This window comes from Pseudomonas sp. PDM03 (genome assembly GCF_014852385.1).
GTDB classification, from domain to species: domain Bacteria; phylum Pseudomonadota; class Gammaproteobacteria; order Pseudomonadales; family Pseudomonadaceae; genus Aquipseudomonas; species Aquipseudomonas migulae.
Genome location: NZ_JACVBM010000007.1, coordinates 239,263 through 256,627, shown reverse-complemented (window position 1 = coordinate 256,627; position 17,365 = coordinate 239,263). Strand labels below are relative to the sequence as shown.

Genomic DNA, 17,365 nt, shown 5'->3' with positions numbered 1-17,365 from the left:
CGGCATGGATGCCGGGTTAGCCGCCCCCGGCCATGGATGGCCGATGGCGGCGGGCCCACGGAGCAGGACCGGAGCGAGGGCATGGCGAGCATTAGCGAGGCACCGAACGAAAGGGGCAAGAGCCCTTGGTTACTTGGGGCTCTTCCAAGTGACTCGCCGTAAGGGCGAAACCAATAGCCGCCGTTACCCCAAAAACGGATATGTACCCAATCAAAAAATGAGAGCCCCACAGTATCCGTTTACAATGCCCACACCTCCCGCACCGGCCACCCCATGGACATCGACCTCGCCCGCACCTTTCTGGAAATCGTCCGCCACGGCAGCCTCGCCGCGGCCGCTGAAAAACTCCACGTCACCCAGACCGCGATCACCGCACGCGTGCAGAAACTCGAAAGCCAACTGGGCAGCACACTGTTCGTGCGCAACCGCGCCGGCGCACGTCTGACCCCGAACGGCGAAGCATTTGTGGTGTACGCCAATCAACTGGTCGAAACCTGGGACGCCGCGCGACGGGACTTGCCGTTGCCTGAGGGTTATCACGACGTATTGCACATCGGTGGCGAAGTCAGCCTGTGCAACCCATTGATGCTCAGCTGGGCCGGCGAGCTGCGGGAGAAGATTCCCAGCCACGCGCTGCGCATGGAGATCCGCGACGGCGAAAACCTGCTGCGCCAACTGGAACTGGGGGTGTTGGACGCGGCGCTGGTCTACCAACCGGAGTACTGGCCGCGCCTGCAAGTCGAACAGGTGCTGGAGGAAAAACTGGTCCTCGTGCGGTTTCCCGGTAAACCCGATCCCTATGTCTACATCGACTGGGGCCCGGATTTCCGTCGCCAGCACGATGCGGCCCTACCGGAAAAAGCCAAGGCCGCCCTGAGCTTCAACCTCGGCCCGCTGGGCTTGCAATACATCCTTGAAAACGGCGGCAGTGGCTATTTCCGTACCCGCGTGGTGCAGAGTTATCTGGAAAGCGGCGTACTGGAACAGGTGCCCAAGGCCCCGGAATTCAGCTACCCGACCTACCTGGTCTATTCCCGCGATCGCGACTCGGCGACCCTGCAACGGGCCTTCGACCTGTTGCGTGAAGTCATCCAGTCCGATGAAGACTGGTCGCAACGCTGGAACCCGCTGACCTGAGTCCGCTTTACACCGGATCATGGCGTTTGTGTCCTCAAGCTTCGGTCCGCCTTGCACGACGGGATCGTCTAATCTGCTGGGACAACAATAACCACAGGTGACCGCAGTGAGGCAGACCACCGAGGCTTTTCGCAACCGCTATCGCGCAGACATTCATCCCCTCTACAACCCCTGGTTGCACGGCGCCTTTGTGCTGCTGTTCGGTTTGCTGGCCATCGGATTGTTCTGGAGCACCGTGCACCAGGTGCAACCGCTGGAATGGCTGGCGGTGCCGCTGACGTTATTGTTCTTCAACTTTGGCGTGTACATGGTGCATCGCCACCTGGGGCATCACAAAAAGAGCTTCGCGCGGATGTTCTATGCCCGTCACGCCGGTGACCATCACAGCTTCTTTGCGCCCGGGCACATGACCTACGACAGCGCCCGTGACTGGCGGGTAATCCTGTTTCCGGCGTGGCTAATCGTGCTGCACACGCTCGTCATTACCCTGCCTGTCTGGTGGTTGCTTGGGCAATTCGATGCCAACGTCGCCGGACTTTTCGGTGGCTGCCTGGTCCTTGGTTACCTGACTTATGAAGTGTTTCATGCCTGCGAACACCTGCCGCCCGAGAACCCGATCACACGCTTGCCGTGGATCCGCCAGATGCGCCGTCTGCATGAGCTGCATCACCGTCGCGAGTTGATGCAGGAACGCAACTTCAACATCGTTTTTCCGCTGATGGACTACCTGTTCGGCACGCTCTATTGGGAGCCCGAGCCGACCTACCTGACGAGAGCGCCCATGACCAGCATGCAGCATCAGATCAACATTGCCGGCAACCCGATTGCCGTGCTCGCCTACGCCAGCACCGTGACCCGTTGGCCCGAATGGCACCCTTCGTCGCTCAAGGTCGATGGCCCGGGCGGCTCGCTGCATGCCGGGGCGCGGTTCGAGGAAGACATCCGCGCCGGCGGGCGCGAGGGTCATCTGAGCTGGACGGTCGACGAGTACCTGCCCGGTCGCCGCTGGATCGCGCGGGCTCATGGTGACAACGGACTGTCGCTGGTGGTGACTTACGAATGCACGGCCGAGGGCGATGGCACGCGGTTTGTCCGTACCCTGGACTATCAGTTCAGCGGCCTGGCAATGCGCATCGCCAATCGACTGTTGCTCAAGCGGCGCATTGACCGTGAATCGGCAGCATCGATGCAGGCCTTGCGCGAGATGGCGCACAAACACCTGGCCGCAGCAGGAGCCAACGCGTGAGTCGAACCGTCAAGTTTCACCATGCCGTGTTGCTGGTGATTGTCGCCATCGCGGCCTTTCTGCTGCTGATGCCGACCAAGGTGCAACCGGTGGCCTGGACTCCGCCGCCGGCACCGTCCCTCACTATCGGCCCCTACGCCGACAATCAACGCCTCAAAGGTGTGGAGCGTGTCGGCGCGGCGGATATCGACGGGCCGGAAGCGTTGCTGCTGGAGAACAACGCGCTCATTACGGGCCTGCATGACGGCCGTCTGATTCGCACCAGCCTCGACGGCGAAGTCACCAAGATGCTGGCCGATACCGGCGGCCGACCGCTGGGCCTGGCGCGTCACCCCAATGGTTTGCTGGTGATTGCCGACGGGGTCAAGGGCTTGCTGTCGCTGGACGCCCAGGGTCGCTTGATCCCATTGACCACAGAGGCCAACAGCGTGTCCTTCGGCTTCACTGATGACGTGGTCATCGACAAGTCGGGGCACTACGCCTATTTCAGCGATGCTTCCAGCCGCTTCGGCTATGGCAGCGATGGCGACGCGATCATCGAGCATGGCGGCGACGGTCGCTTGCTGCGTTATGACTTCCAGACCGGTAAAACCACGGTCCTGCTGGATAAGCTGGAGTTTGCCAACGGCGTGACACTGGGCCCGGACGATGCCTTTGTGCTGGTGAACGAGACCGGCGCCTATCGCATCAGCCGTTATTGGCTGAGCGGCCCCAAGGCCGGCACCCACGATCTGTTTATCGACAACTTGCCGGGCTTGCCGGACAACCTGGCGTTCAATGGCCAAGACCGTTTCTGGGTGGCGCTGTATGCACCGCGCAACGCCCTGCTCGATGCCACGGCGCCGCATCCCTTCGTGCGCAAGATGATTGTGCGGGCGATGACGGTCTTGCCCAAACCCATAGAGAAACGCGGGTTTGTCCTGGGCCTGGATCTGGAGGGAAAGGTGATCGCCAATCTGCAGGATGGCAGCAGCGGTAATTACTCACCGATCACCACGGTGCGTGAATATGGGGAGTGGTTGTATTTCGGCTCGTTGAAGGCCAGACACATGGTGCGATTGCCGCTCGCCACCGCGTTGTCCCAAGCACCCAATTAACCTGTAGGAGCCGGCTTGCTGCGGGCGGCGCTCCGACGATAGCGGTGTGTCATCGAACGCTATTGGTGGATGACACACCGCTATCGCCAGCAAGCCGGCTCCAACAGGTTCGGTGTCGTTCAAAAGTTAACGGGGATCCATTTCGCTATGACGTTCTGCGTTGTCGGTTTCCTTTCGGGAGCGACACGTCAGGACGGGACCTGAAGCTGTTGGACGATCTTCTCCTTGACCTGAAAGCGCTTCTCCTTGAGCTTCTTCACTGAGTCATCGCTGGACTTGGCCTGCTCTGCCTTCACCACTTCGGCATCCGCCTGCGAATACTTGTTGATCAGTGAATCCAGTAACGGATCCTTGGTGCGTTTTTGCTGGATATCTTCCTTTGAAAGTTTCAAATCCTGATAAAGGTCGTGTGGCACCGGCATGGAACACCTCCGTTTGTTGATCGGTGGCAAACGCGATCGATTGCGTTCACCAACTATCAGAATGGCCTCGGTTGGCGGGTTCTGTCGACCGCCTATCAGACCAGCGGTGTCCGTTCGTCGTCCTGGCGCTACGTATTGAGGGTTCTGGCGAGGAACGGCGCGGTTCGGCTTTTTTTGCTGCTGGCGACTTTCTGCGGCGCGCCCGCCACCACAATCTTGCCGCCCTGATCCCCTGCACCCGGCCCGATGTCGATCACCCAGTCACTTTGGGCTACCACACGCATTTCATGTTCGACGACGATCACCGTGTGCCCCGCCGTCACCAGCGTGTTCAACTGTTCGAGCAAGCGATCGACATCCCGCGGGTGCAACCCGGTGGTGGGTTCGTCAAGCACGTAAAGCGTTGCCCCGCGCTGGTTGCGTTGCAGTTCGGTGGCCAGTTTGATGCGTTGGGCTTCGCCGCCCGACAACTCGGTCGCCGGTTGGCCGAGCCGCAGGTAACCCAGGCCGATATCGCGCAGCACTTCCAGTGAGCGGCGAATACCCGATTGCTCGGTAAACACTTCGACCGCTTCATCCACCGTCAATTGCAATACCTGCGCAATGCTCAATCCCTGCCAGGTAATCGCCAGCGTCTCGGGGTTGTAGCGGGCGCCGTGACAAGTCGGGCATGGTGCGTAGACGCTGGGCATGAACAGCAATTCGACGCTGACAAAACCCTCGCCTTCGCAGGTCGGGCAGCGCCCCTTGGCGACGTTGAAGGAGAACTGACCGGCGTCGTAGCCCTTGGCCTGCGCCTCGGGCGTGGCGGCGTAGAGTTTGCGCACGTTGTCGAACAGCCCGGTGTAAGTCGCCAGGTTAGAGCGCGGTGTGCGGCCGATGGGTTTCTGATCGACTTGCACCAGCCGCTTGATCGACTCCAGCCCTGCGCTGACCTGACCGCCACTGACTTGCGGTGCATCGTCCTCAAGACTCAACTCTTCTGCCTCGTTGTCACTGGCTGCGCGCCCGAGATGCGCGCCCACCAGCTCCAGCAATGCCTGACTGACCAGGCTTGATTTACCGGAACCCGACACACCAGTCACCGAGGTGAAACAGCCCAGCGGAAACTCGACGCTGAGGTTATTCAGATTGTTGCGCGTGATGCCTTCCAGCCGTAGCCAATCGGCCGGCTTGCGGCTGGCTCGCGGCAGCCTTACCTGATCGGCAAACAGGTAGGCGCGGGTCTGCGAGTTCGTTACGTCGGCCAGGCCCTGCGGTGGACCGCTGTACAGAATCCGGCCGCCATGCTCGCCCGCCGCCGGCCCGACATCGATCAACCAGTCGGCGCGGCGCATGGTTTCCAGATCATGCTCGACCACAAACAGCGTGTTGCCCGCCGCTTTCAAGCGTTGCAGGGCTTCGAACAGCGCCTCGCCATCCGCCGGGTGCAGACCAGCCGACGGTTCGTCCAGCACGTAAATCACCCCGAACAACTGCGAACCCAATTGCGTCGCCAGACGCAGGCGCTGCAACTCGCCGGACGACAACGTCGGCGTGCTGCGCTCCAGTGCCAGGTAACCAAGCCCTAGGTCCGTCAACGTGCTGACGCGCTCCAGTAAATCCTGGGCGATGCGTTGCGCGGCCAGGCGTTTTTCCACCGACAGGTTCGACGTGTGGCGCACATCCGGCGCATGGGCGTGACCACTGGCGCCGTGGGCCACTCGCTGCTCACGGGCCTCGCGGGTCTGCTCGTGGGTCAAGACCTCGCCCGCCTCATCGGCCTGGTCGAGGTAACTGTGTGCCGCTACTGGTTTCAATACGTCGGCCACTTGCAGCAACGGCATTTGCGCCAACTCGCCGATGTCGTAACCGGCAAAGGTCACCGACAACGCCTCGCGTTTCAGGCGCTTGCCGTCGCACAGCGGGCAAGGGCTGCCGAGCATGAATTGCGAGACGCGCTTCTTCATCAGCGCACTTTGCGAATGGGTGAACGTGTGCAGGATGTAGCGCCGGGCACCGGTGAAGGTGCCCTGGTAACTCGGCTCCATGTTGCGCTTGAGCGCGACTTTGGTTTCTTCGGGTGTGAGCCCGGCATACACCGGAACGGTCGGGGTTTCTTCGGTGAAAAGAATCCAGTCACGGAGCTTTTTCGGCAGGTCGCGCCAGGGTTTATCGACGTCGTGGCCCATGGTCACGAGGATGTCCCGCAGGTTCTGTCCTTGCCACGCCGTGGGCCAGGAAGCGACTGCGCGCTGGCGAATGGTCAGGCTCGGGTCCGGGACCATCAGCGCTTCGGTGACTTCATAGACCCGGCCCAAACCATGACATTCAGGGCAGGCGCCCTGGGGCGTGTTCGGTGAAAAGTCTTCGGCGTAGAGCATCGGTTGCCCTGGCGGATAGCTGCCGGCGCGCGAATACAGCATGCGGATCAGGCTCGACAACGTGGTCACGCTGCCCACCGAAGACCGTGTGCTCGGCGTGCCCCGTTGTTGTTGCAAGGCGACCGCTGGCGGCAGACCTTCGATGGAGTCGACATCCGGCACACCGACCTGATCGATCAGACGCCGCGCATACGGCGCCACGGATTCGAAATAACGGCGTTGCGCTTCGGCGTACAGAGTCGAAAACGCCAGTGATGACTTCCCTGAACCGGAGACGCCGGTGAACACCACCAGCGCATCACGGGGGATATCGACGTCGATGTTCTTGAGGTTGTGTTCACGGGCCCCGCGTACCCTGACCATGCCGGAAGGAGGATTGGAGGTGCGCTTTGAAGTCATCAGGTGGCCTTGATCAAAAAGTTCGAAGGATTAACGCATTGCCATGAATTTACACAGATCCAAACTGTAGGAGCCGGCTTGCTGGCGATGGCGATTTCAAGTACGCCATCGCCAGCAAGCCGGCTCCTACAATTGGATCGGGGTTCAGCCGTTGAGGACGGTGCGGACCATTCGGGTCAGCGCCTCGGGACCATAGGGTTTGCTCAGCAAAAAAGTGTCGGGGCTGAGCTGGTGATTGCGCGAAATAATGTCACGAGTGTGGCCGGACGTGAACAGTACGGCCACCGGTGGCGTTTGCACTTTGGCCCAGGCAGCAAGGTCCGAGCTTTTGATCAGGCCGGGCATGACCACGTCGGTGAAAATCAGCTCCACCTGCACTCCGTCCAGCAACATCTGCATAGCGGCATCACCGTTGGCGGCGGTCAGGACCTGATAGCCTTCCTCGCTCAATAATTCCACCGCCGAAGCGCGCACCGCGTCATTGTCCTCGACCACCAAAATGGTTTCATGCCCACCGCGTTGCTGCGTGTCATGGGCCGCTGTCTCACTGAGCAACGGGCGCAGGCTGCGCGGAAAATACAGCTGCACCCGAGTGCCCTGTCCTTCGACGCTGGACATCTCGATGTGCCCGTCACTCTGTTTGACGAAACCGAACACCATGCTCAACCCCAACCCCGTCCCCTGACCATCGGCCTTGGTGGTGAAAAACGGTTCAAACGCTTGCGCGAGCACTTGCGGTGACATACCAAGGCCGGTATCGGCCACGGCGACGCGCACGTAATCGCCAGGCGAAATACCTTTGCCCGCGCAAAACTTGCGGTCGAGGGTAACGTTCTCGGCGCTCAGTTCAATGGTGCCTTCGCCCGCCATGGCGTCACGGGCATTGATCGCGAGATTGAGAATGGCGTTTTCCAGTTGGTTGCGATCGACGTTGATGTGCCACGACGCTTGAGGCAGCCGCACATCGATCTGGATGGTTTCGCCCAACGCCCGTTGCAGCAGCTCGCCCAGGCCTTCGAAGATCTGCCGTGGGTCGCAGACCGCCGGCGACAGCGGCTGACGGCGGGCGAAGGCGAGCAATTGCGAAGACAGTTTCGCGCCGCGCTCCACCGCCGCAATCGACGCCGAGACCCGACGTTGCACGTTGGCATTGTCCGGTTCATGCCGCGCCAGCAGGTGCAGGTTGCCGGCGATCACTTGCAGCAGGTTATTGAAGTCATGGGCCACGCCCCCCGTGAGACCGCCGATGGCTTCGAGCTTCTGCGACTGACGCAGTTGCTCTTCCGCCGCCAGCCGCGCTTCGACTTCGTCGGCGACGCGCTGCTCCAGGTTTCGGGTGAATTTGAGCAGGGACTCTTCGGCGGTCTTGCGTTCGTGGATGTCGATCAACACGCCGGGAAAGCGGAACGGCTCACCCTGCTCATCGAATTCGCAGCAACCGCTGGCCTGCACCCACAGGTAACTGCCGTCGGGACGCAGGACCCGATATTCGGCGTTGAAGGGCTCACCGGTGGTAATGGATTGATTGACTTGCTCATTGACCCAACTGCGGTCGTCGGGATGAATCCGCGCTTCGGCGAATTCCGTTGGCAGGTTGCCCAGATCATGCACGGCCGGGAAGGAAAAGGTCCGGGCAAAGCGTTCATCACCGGAGAGCCGATTGCCTTTGATGTCCCAGACGAACGAGCCGAGCAAGGCACCGGCGTTCAGTGCCAGGCGCACCCGTTCATTGTCAGCGCGGTAGGCGTCTTCGGCCTCCTGGCGCCGGCGTTCGGAAATCACATGTTCCGTGGTTTCGACCACCATCGCCATGACCCCGGCCGGCATCCCCTCGTCATTCGCCACCGGGCTGTAATAGAGGTCCAGCCAGACGTTTTCGGGGACGCCGTCGCGCAACAGCACCAGCTTTTTGTTGCGGTAGGACAAAGTGCCGCCCGCCAGGCAGGTGTCGACCACGTGACGATTGAATTCGGCGACTTCCGGCCAGCCCAACTCCACCGGAGAACCCAACAGATAAGGATGTCGGCCACCGGCGAACGACGAGTACGCATCGTTATAGATCATGTAGCCGGGGCGGCCCCAGAGCATCACCATCGGCAGCGGCGACGCGAGCAGCAATTGCACCGCGCTGCACAGGCTGGCGGGCCAGTCCTCCAAGCTTCCCAGTTCGGTGCGACTCCAGTCGAACGCACGGATGCGTCCGGCCATTTCACCGTTCCATCCAGCACACCCGTGGCTATCGTCTAGAAACTGCATCGACTGGCTCTGTGTCCTGTGATTGGCGCCCGTTTGTTTCGAGCACTGCGGATGCCAATGGTTTCATAGAGGTTAGCTGATTCTCGCAGGACCTATGGCAACCAAAGAACCCTGTGGGAGCGAGACCGGCTTGCCGGCGATGAGGGCGTGACAGTCAGCATCCTCGTTGCATGTTATGCCGTCATCGCCGGCAAGCCGGTCTCGCTCCCACAGGTACCCAGTCAGGTTTGAGTTTTGTGATCAAACCTCGATCAGGTGTTTGAGCGGGTTATACCCCGTTTTTAACGTGGCGGCGACGTCCAGGATCGCCTTCTCGATGCCGTTCAAATGGATGCAGGTCAGTTCGATGGCGGCGCTCTGGTTGCCGGCCTCGATGTACTCGATCAGGCGCAGATGCTCATCGTCGCGACAGGCTTCGTGGCTGTCGTCGTCCAGCGCGGCGGCGTACAGCGAGGCGCGAGAGATCAGTTTGCGGAACCAGTCCAGCAACACCGGGTTGTTCAGGCTTTGCGCGAGTTTGATGTGGAACTCGCCGAGCAGATGGATCAGCCGTTCATGGTCGCCGCTGCGGTGCGCTTCATCCTCGAGCAACAGGTGATCGCGCAGGTCCCGGGTCACGGCGGTGTCACGACGCCGGCAGAGCTCGGTGACGATGCCGATCTCGATCAGGCGTCGCGTTTCAAACAGCGAACGGATCTCTTCATCGCTGGGCAACGACACCGACGCACCCTTATTGGGCTCGGTCGTCACCAATCCATCCGCCTCCAATTGCTTGAGCGCGGCACGAACCGACGTTCGGCTGACATTAAAAAGTTCGGCCAGCGAAGTCTCCCCAAGCTTCATGCCAGGACGCAACGAACGCTTGCTGATCGCCTCGTAAACCCCTTGGTAGACGCGGTCGACCGTGGTCTCGAGTTTCTTCTCGGTCATTTCAACACTCCTTTAGCGCTAAACAACCGGCCCCAGGCGATGAGCAGCCTTTGAAAAAGGGGGTTGCACGAGCAGATTAATCCGGTTATTTGTAGATTGCATCCAGATATTGCATACAATAATTAGAGGATTGCACCATTATGGGTCAACCAATAGCAATCGAAGTGCGTAACGTCTCCAAGCGGTATTCCGACGATCCGGGGCTGGCTCCAGCCCTCGACAACGTGTCAGTCGACATTGCCGACAACGAATTCTTCACCCTGCTCGGCCCCTCCGGCTGTGGCAAAACCACCCTGCTGCGCACCATCGCCGGTTTCGAACATGTCAGCGATGGCGAGATCCGTCTCGCCGGCGAACCGGTCAACGACCTGCCGCCGTTCAAGCGCCGGGTCAATACCGTCTTCCAGAGCTATGCGCTGTTTCCACACATGAGCGTCGCGCAGAATATCGCCTTCGGGCTCGAGATGCAGGGCCTTGATCACAAGGTTATTCCTCGGCGCGTCGATGAAATGCTGGCGCTGGTGCAAATGCAACACCTGGCCAGACGCAAACCCGCCGAGTTGTCCGGTGGCCAGCAACAACGCGTGGCTCTGGCGCGAGCCCTGGCGCCAAAACCGAAAGTGTTGCTGCTCGACGAACCCCTGTCGGCGCTCGACCTCAAGCTGCGTAAAGAGATGCAGGTCGAACTCAAGCGCGTGCAGAAGGAAGCCGGGATCACCTTCATTTTCGTCACCCACGATCAGGAAGAAGCCCTGACCCTGTCTGACCGCATTGCCGTGATGTCCGCCGGCAAGATCCTGCAGATCGGCACCCCCAACGATATTTACGAACGGCCGCAGCATCAGTTCGTCGCCCAGTTCATCGGCGACATCAATTTCCTGCCCGGTCATCTCAAGCGCGGCCAGCAGAACGAAAAACTTTTCGTGCCCAGCGGCATGCCGGTGGAGATCCCCTGCCCGGCCCAGGGTTTCGACGGCAGCAACGTGCAACTGGCGTTCCGCCCGGAGCGCTCGCAACTGGTCGATCTTGAGCAGCCCCATCACCTGCGCGGTGTGATCGAAGCAGTGTTGTATGTCGGTACCGCGACGCTTTATCAGTGCCGCTTGAACAACGACATCAAGGTCATGCTGCGCGAGAACAACGAAGGCCTGAACCGTGGCCGGGTGGTGGGGGATCGTGTCGCGGTCAATCTGCCGCCCCACGCCTGCCTGTTGATGGAGGCCTGAGATGAGCGTCAGCAGCACTTCCCCCGCTCTCAACCGTGCGCTGTTGCTCAGCCCGGTGGTTCTGACTTTGCTGGCACTGATCGCGATTCCGCTGGGCATCATGGGCTACATCAGCCTGTTGCCGCGCAACGTCTACGGCGGCGTCGACTGGCAAGCCAACTGGCAATTCCAAAGCTACGTGCAGCTGTTTTTCCAGGAAGGATTCGACGGTGAACTGGAGCTGAACTGGGTCTACGCCCAAGCCTTGTTGCGCTCGGTGTTCCAGGCCGGCGGCACGACGCTGTTGTGTTTCCTGTTCGGCTTCCCGGTGGCGTTGTGGATGTCGAGCCTGACCCCGCGCCGGCGCAACCTCATGGTCTCGCTGATCACCATTCCGTTCTGGACCAACCTGCTGATCCGCAACTACGCGTGGCTGATCATCCTGCGTGAACACGGTTGGGTCGCGCAGAGCCTCAACACGCTGTTCCCGCAGGCGGGCGGCATCACCCTGCTCTACAACGACTTCGCCGTCAGCGTCGGGCTGGTTTATAGCTTCCTGCCGTTCATGATTTTGCCGATCTATTCGACCCTGGAAAAACTCGACTGGCGCCTGGTGGAAGCGGCCTATGACCTGGGCGCCAACCGCTGGCACGCGCTGAAGCGAATCATCCTGCCGCTGTCGATGCCCGGCGTGATTGCCGGCGCGCTGCTGGTGTTCGTGCCGAGCTTGGGCGCCTTCATCACCCCGGCGATTCTCGGCGGCGGCAAGACGCTGATGATCGGCAACCTGATCCAGCAACAGTTCGGCACCGCGCGCAACTGGCCGCTGGGCAGTTCGCTGTCGTTCCTGTTGCTGGGGATTCTGCTGCTGTCGCTGGTGGGTTACGCCCTCTATAGCCGCAGCGCCGCCAAAACTCTACGTCGGGGAGCCACCGCATGATCGCCCTGCACCTGAAAAAACTGCCGCTGACCCGCGAAGTCAGCCTGCTGATCCTCGCGTACCTGTACGTACCGATCTTCGTGCTGATCGCCTACAGCTTCAACGCCAACCGCTCGGCGACGGTGTGGACCGAGTTTTCGTTCGCCTGGTACGGGCGGATTCTGGCCAACCCGTCGATCCAGACCGCAGCGCTGAACTCGATCATCGTCGCCAGCATCGCCACAGTCTGCGCCACGGCCATTGCGCTGCTTGCGGCGCTGGCGACTTACCGGCCGTTCTATGGACAGAAAATGGTCGAGGGCGGGATCAACCTGCCGCTGATCCTGCCGGAGATCGTCACCGCTGTTGCCACCCTGCTGCTGTTCATGGCGCTGGGGATCAAGCTCGGTTTGTTGACGGTGATTGTCGCGCACATCGGCTTCTGCATTCCCTTCGCGTACCTGCCAATTCGTGCACGGCTCAATGATCTCGACAAAAGCCTGCTGGAGGCGGCGAACGATTTGTACGCCAACCCGTGGCAGGTGTTTCGCCGGGTGACGTTGCCGTTGCTGTGGCCGGCGGTGTTGTCCGGTTCGGTGTTGGCGTTCGTGGTCAGCCTCGACGATTTCATCATGACGTTCTTTGTCGCCGGGCCGGGTTCAACCACCTTGCCGGTGTACATCTTCTCGGCGATCAAGGCCGGCGTGACGCCGGAGATCAATGCGATCTCGACCCTGATGCTGGTGATTTCCATCGTGCTGGTGGTGCTGGCCTTCTGGCTGGGACAGCGCGGCAAAAACCAATAAATCCTGGAGCGCACAAAAACATGAAAATGAAAAAACTGTGTTTCGCCGTCACCGGTCTGGCCCTGAGTTGCTTCACGGCGTTCAGCGCCCAGGCCGCCGAGCCCAAGGAGTTGTTCTTCTACAACTGGACCGATTACTACCCGGTGGACCTGCTGGCCAAATTCGAAAAGGAGACCGGCATCAAGGTCACCATGGACGGCTACGACAGCAACGAAACCCTGCTCGCCAAATTGCAGGCCGGTGGTGCGGCGTATGACGTGATCGTGCCGTCGCAGTCGATCATGCGCACGCTGATCAATCAGAACCTGCTGCTGGAAATCGACGCATCGACCCTGCCCAATTTCCAGCACGTCAAACCGGCGTTCCGCGACCCGAGCTTCGACCCTGGCCGCAAGTTCTCGGCGCCGTACCTGTGGGGCACCACCGGGTTTTCCTATGACAGCGCACGCGTGCCGGGCGGCAAACTGGACGATTCGTGGAAGGAATTCTTCGAACCACGCAAGGAACTGCAAGGCCAGCTCGCCGCACTCGACACCTCCAGCAGCGTGATCAACGCCGCCAGCCACTATCTCAACGTCGACGAATGCAGCGAAAACCCGCAGGACGCCAAGCGCATTCTGGAACTGCTGCAAAAGCAGAAACCGTTCCTGAAGATGTACAGCTCAGACAACACCGTCGACCGCATGGCCTCCGGTGAAGTGATCATGATGCAGAACTGGAACGGCTCCACCGCCCGGGCCACGTTGCAGAAGAGCAGCATCAAGTACGTGTATCCGCGTGAAGGCCTGGCGATGTTCCAGGACAACTTCGCCGTACCGAAAAGCGCGCCGCACCCCGGCAACGCGAAGATCTTCATCGACTGGATGATGAAACCGGAAAACGCCGCCGCCGTGTCCAATGCGATCGCCTATGCCAACGGCATTCAGAGCGACAAATTGATCGACGCCAAATGGCGGGTAATGGACGCGATCAACATGCCCGACGAGTTCGCCTCGCGCCTGCGCCCTGAGAAAGAGTGCAGCAACAAGGCGCGGGAGCTGCAGGACCGGATCTGGTCGAAGCTCAAGGGTTGATCCGAGACCGCGTCGCAGCCATCGCCAGCAAGCCGGCTCCTACAAAGGATTTGCGTTCACCTCGAACCCTGTAGGAGCCGGCTTGCTGGCGATGAGGCCCTCCAATACACCACAAAATTCGAGGTATGCAATGAATCACCCCCGCTGGCTGCGCAACGTGCGGCCCTACGGTTCCACCGCTGAAGACCTGCTGATCGAAAACGGCCTGTTCAAACAACGCCGTCCGGTATCGTCCGCGCCACTGACCGCCACCGACATCGACGGCCAGAACCAACTGCTCACCCCGGCCCTGGTGGAAAGCCACGTCCACCTCGACAAAACCCTCTGGGGCCAACCCTGGCGCCCGAACAGCGCCGGGCCGACGCTCAAGGACTACATCGCCAACGAGCGCCGCGTGCTGCGTGAAATCGACAGCCCCATCGCCGAGCGTGCCGGCGCCCTGCTGGAAAACTGCATCGCCCGTGGTTCGCTGACCATGCGTTGCCACGTCGACATCGACCCAGATTTCGGCCTGCGTCATGTCGAAGCCATGCAACAACTGCGCGACCGCTACCGCGACCTGATCGACCTGCAACTGGTGGTATTCCCGCAAACCGGCCTGATCAGCCGCCCCGGCACCGCCGAGCTGATGCGCGAGGCCATGGCCCTGGGCGTGGAAAACGTCGGGGGCCTCGACCCGTGCGGCATAGACAACGACCCCGTCGCCCAACTGGATTTCGTGTTCAAACTGGCCAGCGAATTCGACCGTGGCGTAGATATTCATCTGCACGACAAGGGTGAACTGGGCCTGTGGCAAATCGCGCTGATCGCCGATTATACCGAGCATTTCGGGCGTCATGGCCGAGTGATGATCAGCCACGCCTATTGCCTCGGGATGTTGCCTTGGAGCCAGGTCAAACCCGTGGCCGAACGCTTGGCGGCGTTGGGCATTTCGCTGATGAGTTCGGCACCGGCCGATTGCGCGGTGCCGCCGTTCCTGGCGTTGCGCGAGGCCGGGGTCAACGTGTGTCTGGGTTCGGACGGCATCCGCGACGCCTGGTCGCCCATGGGCAACGGCGACATGCTGGAACGGGCGATGCTGCTGGCGTTCCGTTTCGACTTGAACAAGGACGAGGAACTGGCGGCGGCGTTTGCAGCGGCGACGGTGAATGGTGCGCTGGCCTTGGGCTGCGAGGATTATGGCGTGGAGCTCGGTCAACCGGCGGACTTCCTGTTGATGCCGGTGCAGACGCTGGGTGAAGCCGTGGTGTCGCGGCCGCTGCGACAGGTCTATCGGCGCGGCGAGCTGATTGCCGCAGGTGGTCGACTGCTGGAAAGCCGGTTGTGAAGCGCATCGCCCTGAAAAGCAGCTGCGTGGTCGGCTTCGACGGCACGCAGCATGTGCTGTGGCGCGACGGCGAAGTGGTGTTCGAGGGCTCACGCATTGTGTTTGTCGGGCGCGGTTATTCGGGGCCGGTGGATCAGTGGGTCGACTACGGCAACGCGCTGATCGGTCCCGGCTTCATCGATCTGGATGCACTCGGCGACCTCGACTCCACGGTGCTGACGCTGGACAACGGCGATGAACGCGGCATGGGGCGGATGTGGTCCGAGGACTATCTGACGGCAGGTCCGCGGGAGAGTTACAGCGCGGAAGAAGAGGTTTTCAAATACCGCTACGCCTTCACGCAATTGATCCGTAACGGCATCACCACCGCCATGCCGATCACCTCGATGTATTACCGCGAGTGGGCCGAAACCTACGACGAATTTGCTGCGGTGGCCGGTGTGGCGGCCGAGCTGGGGCTGCGGACTTACCTCGGGCCCTGCTACATGAGTGGCATGAGTTATTGGCGTGCCGATGGCAGCCTCGGGCATCACTGGGATGAAGCACGGGGCCTGGCCGGGCTCGACGCTGCGGCCCGTTTTTTCCAGGATTTCGACGGTGCACATGACGGTTTGATTCGCGGCGCGCTGCTGCCGGATCGCATCCAGACCTGCACCCCGGCGCTGTTGCAACGCACTGCCGCGATGAGTCGCGAACTGAACGCGCCGATGCGCTTGCATTGCTGTCAGGGTCTCGGCGAAGTGGCGATGGTCGAGCAGTTGCGGGGTGTTTCGCCGCTGGCCTGGCTGGAGCAGTTGAACCTGCTGACCCCGCGCAGCCTGCTGCCCCACGGCATTTACACCAAGGGTGATGCAGACCTCCAACGGCTGGTGGATGGCGGCGCGAGCCTGGTGCATTGCCCGGTGGTGTTTGCCCGGGACGGCGAGGCGCTGAACTCGTTCGGACGCTATCGGGCCAAAGGTATCAACTTTGCGCTGGGCACCGACACCTGGCCGGCGGACCTGCTGGAGAACATGCGTCAGGGGTTGAACATCGCTCGCTTGATGGAGGGCGGCGGTTCGCTGACCAGCGCCCTGGATTTTTACAACGCGGCCACGCTCGGGGGCGCCAAGGCGTTGGGGCGCGACGACATCGGTCGTCTGGCGCCGGGAGCCAAGGCCGACATCACGGTATTCAGCCTTCGCGGCCTGCACCTCGGGCCGCTGTTTGACCCCTTGAAAAACCTGGTGCTGGCCGGACGCGGTGACGACTGCATCGCCAGCTATATCGATGGCCGCTGCGTGATGCAGGACGGGCAGGTTCAAGGCGCCGACTACCCTGCCCTGCAACGCCAGGCCCAACGACAATTCGAAACACTGATGCGCAGCCACAGCGACCGGGCCTTCGGTCGACCGGACTGGAAAAGCCTGTTCAAACCGGCCATCCCGTTCGCCGATGACTACAGCGCACAGGCGCCGCTGAGTGCGATTGATCCCCTTCCTTAGAGATTTCTGCCCATGCAAAGCTTCGACTTCAGCACCCTCAGTGCGCGGGACAAATACAAGATTCTGATCGGCAGCGTGGTGCCTCGGCCCATCGCGCTGGTCACCACGATTGATGGCGAAGGACGGATCAACGCCGCGCCGTTCAGCTTCTTCAATGCGCTGTCCGCCGACCCGCCGATCCTCGCTCTGGGCGTGGAAAACTATGGGGACCAGAGCCCCAAGGACACCACGCGCAATATCCAGCTCAATCAGGAATTCACCGTCAATATCGTCAGTGATGCACTGGTGGAAGCGATGAATGTCTGCGCCGTGCCTTTCGCTCCCGGTTTCGACGAACTGACCGCCGCCGGACTCACTGCGATTCCCGGCACCACGGTCAAATGCCCGCGGATCGGCGAGGCGCCCGTGGCGCTGGAATGCCGGCGGATGATGGCGCTGTCCATCGGGCAGTCGCGGGAGATCATCTTCGGCGAAGTGCTGATGGCGCATGTTCGGGATGAACTGATCGACCCGAAAACCCTGTACATCGACCAGTTGGGACTCGATGCAATCGGGCGAATGGGTGGGCATGGGTACGCGCGTACGCGGGATTATTTCGATTTGCCGACCCGGTCGTTGCAGGCGTGGACGGACGCGCCGGGTGGTGGCGAACGGTTTTGGCCAGAGGCTAAATAAAAGATGATCACGACCTGTAGGAGCCG

14 protein-coding genes are annotated in these 17,365 nt (G+C 61.2%); 10 read left to right on the top strand and 4 right to left on the bottom strand.

Annotated features, from left to right (window positions below; translation table 11 throughout):
- Positions 1–273: 273 nt before the first annotated feature.
- From IB254_RS13570 to IB254_RS13560, 3 genes are all read left to right on the top strand, one after another.
- Positions 274–1,137, top strand: a complete 864-nt coding sequence (locus IB254_RS13570) for a LysR family transcriptional regulator (protein ID WP_192417688.1) — start codon at positions 274–276, stop codon at positions 1,135–1,137.
- Positions 1,138–1,243: 106 nt separating this feature from the next.
- A complete protein-coding gene (locus tag IB254_RS13565) occupies positions 1,244–2,383 on the top strand; it encodes an SRPBCC family protein (RefSeq protein ID WP_192417687.1) in 1,140 nt (379 codons plus the stop codon).
- Positions 2,380–3,480, top strand: a complete 1,101-nt coding sequence (locus tag IB254_RS13560) for an SMP-30/gluconolactonase/LRE family protein (RefSeq protein WP_192417685.1) — start codon at positions 2,380–2,382, stop codon at positions 3,478–3,480. The genes IB254_RS13565 and IB254_RS13560 overlap by 4 nt, the downstream gene beginning before the upstream one ends.
- Positions 3,481–3,668: 188 nt before the next feature.
- On the opposite strand, the gene IB254_RS13555 is transcribed toward IB254_RS13560, so the two are convergent.
- From IB254_RS13555 to IB254_RS13540, 4 genes are all read right to left on the bottom strand, one after another.
- Entirely contained in the window at positions 3,669–3,902 is a 234-nt protein-coding gene (locus tag IB254_RS13555; protein ID WP_008031536.1) for a hypothetical protein, read from the bottom strand.
- A 128-nt stretch (positions 3,903–4,030) separates the two neighbouring features.
- Positions 4,031–6,664: an excinuclease ABC subunit UvrA gene (locus IB254_RS13550; protein WP_192417683.1), complete on the bottom strand. Its 2,634-nt coding sequence runs from the start codon at positions 6,662–6,664 to the stop codon at positions 4,031–4,033.
- 144 nt (positions 6,665–6,808) lie between these two features.
- The gene (locus IB254_RS13545) at positions 6,809–8,872 is read right to left on the bottom strand and encodes a PAS domain-containing sensor histidine kinase (RefSeq protein WP_192417681.1); all 2,064 of its coding nucleotides are present in this window, start codon (positions 8,870–8,872) and stop codon (positions 6,809–6,811) included.
- A gap of 288 nt (positions 8,873–9,160) precedes the next feature.
- Complete coding sequence (locus IB254_RS13540; RefSeq protein WP_192417674.1) at positions 9,161–9,850, bottom strand: GntR family transcriptional regulator; 690 nt, start codon at positions 9,848–9,850, stop codon at positions 9,161–9,163.
- Between the two features lie 140 nt (positions 9,851–9,990).
- Between IB254_RS13540 and IB254_RS13535 the strand changes: the two genes are divergently transcribed.
- From IB254_RS13535 to IB254_RS13505, 7 genes are all read left to right on the top strand, one after another.
- On the top strand, positions 9,991–11,076 hold the full coding sequence (locus tag IB254_RS13535; RefSeq protein ID WP_192417672.1) for an ABC transporter ATP-binding protein: 1,086 nt from the start codon (positions 9,991–9,993) through the stop codon (positions 11,074–11,076).
- A 1-nt stretch (position 11,077) separates the two neighbouring features.
- The gene (locus IB254_RS13530) at positions 11,078–11,995 is read left to right on the top strand and encodes an ABC transporter permease (RefSeq protein WP_192417670.1); all 918 of its coding nucleotides are present in this window, start codon (positions 11,078–11,080) and stop codon (positions 11,993–11,995) included.
- The gene (locus IB254_RS13525; RefSeq protein WP_092269384.1) at positions 11,992–12,780 is read left to right on the top strand and encodes an ABC transporter permease; all 789 of its coding nucleotides are present in this window, start codon (positions 11,992–11,994) and stop codon (positions 12,778–12,780) included. The genes IB254_RS13530 and IB254_RS13525 overlap by 4 nt, the downstream gene beginning before the upstream one ends.
- 20 nt (positions 12,781–12,800) lie before the next feature.
- The gene (locus tag IB254_RS13520) at positions 12,801–13,853 is read left to right on the top strand and encodes an extracellular solute-binding protein (RefSeq protein ID WP_192417668.1); all 1,053 of its coding nucleotides are present in this window, start codon (positions 12,801–12,803) and stop codon (positions 13,851–13,853) included.
- A 130-nt stretch (positions 13,854–13,983) separates the two neighbouring features.
- On the top strand, positions 13,984–15,180 hold the full coding sequence (locus tag IB254_RS13515) for an amidohydrolase family protein (protein ID WP_192417666.1): 1,197 nt from the start codon (positions 13,984–13,986) through the stop codon (positions 15,178–15,180).
- Complete coding sequence (locus tag IB254_RS13510) at positions 15,177–16,664, top strand: amidohydrolase family protein (RefSeq protein WP_192417665.1); 1,488 nt, start codon at positions 15,177–15,179, stop codon at positions 16,662–16,664. The genes IB254_RS13515 and IB254_RS13510 overlap by 4 nt, the downstream gene beginning before the upstream one ends.
- Positions 16,665–16,676: 12 nt before the next feature.
- Positions 16,677–17,339, top strand: a complete 663-nt coding sequence (locus IB254_RS13505; RefSeq protein WP_008031517.1) for a flavin reductase family protein — start codon at positions 16,677–16,679, stop codon at positions 17,337–17,339.
- Positions 17,340–17,365: the final 26 nt, after the last annotated feature.

What these genes read in the sequence shown, in the direction of transcription:
- IB254_RS13545 (WP_192417681.1), bottom strand. Translation starts at nt 8,872, where the DNA reads ATGGCCGGACGCATCCGTGCGTTCGACTGGAGTCGCACCGAACTGGGA.
- IB254_RS13535 (WP_192417672.1), top strand. Translation starts at nt 9,991, where the DNA reads ATGGGTCAACCAATAGCAATCGAAGTGCGTAACGTCTCCAAGCGGTAT.
- IB254_RS13515 (WP_192417666.1), top strand. Translation starts at nt 13,984, where the DNA reads ATGAATCACCCCCGCTGGCTGCGCAACGTGCGGCCCTACGGTTCCACC.
- IB254_RS13540 (WP_192417674.1), bottom strand. Translation starts at nt 9,850, where the DNA reads ATGACCGAGAAGAAACTCGAGACCACGGTCGACCGCGTCTACCAAGGG.
- IB254_RS13555 (WP_008031536.1), bottom strand. Translation starts at nt 3,902, where the DNA reads ATGCCGGTGCCACACGACCTTTATCAGGATTTGAAACTTTCAAAGGAA.
- IB254_RS13505 (WP_008031517.1), top strand. Translation starts at nt 16,677, where the DNA reads ATGCAAAGCTTCGACTTCAGCACCCTCAGTGCGCGGGACAAATACAAG.
- IB254_RS13520 (WP_192417668.1), top strand. Translation starts at nt 12,801, where the DNA reads ATGAAAATGAAAAAACTGTGTTTCGCCGTCACCGGTCTGGCCCTGAGT.
- IB254_RS13550 (WP_192417683.1), bottom strand. Translation starts at nt 6,664, where the DNA reads ATGACTTCAAAGCGCACCTCCAATCCTCCTTCCGGCATGGTCAGGGTA.
- IB254_RS13525 (WP_092269384.1), top strand. Translation starts at nt 11,992, where the DNA reads ATGATCGCCCTGCACCTGAAAAAACTGCCGCTGACCCGCGAAGTCAGC.
- IB254_RS13530 (WP_192417670.1), top strand. Translation starts at nt 11,078, where the DNA reads ATGAGCGTCAGCAGCACTTCCCCCGCTCTCAACCGTGCGCTGTTGCTC.
- IB254_RS13570 (WP_192417688.1), top strand. Translation starts at nt 274, where the DNA reads ATGGACATCGACCTCGCCCGCACCTTTCTGGAAATCGTCCGCCACGGC.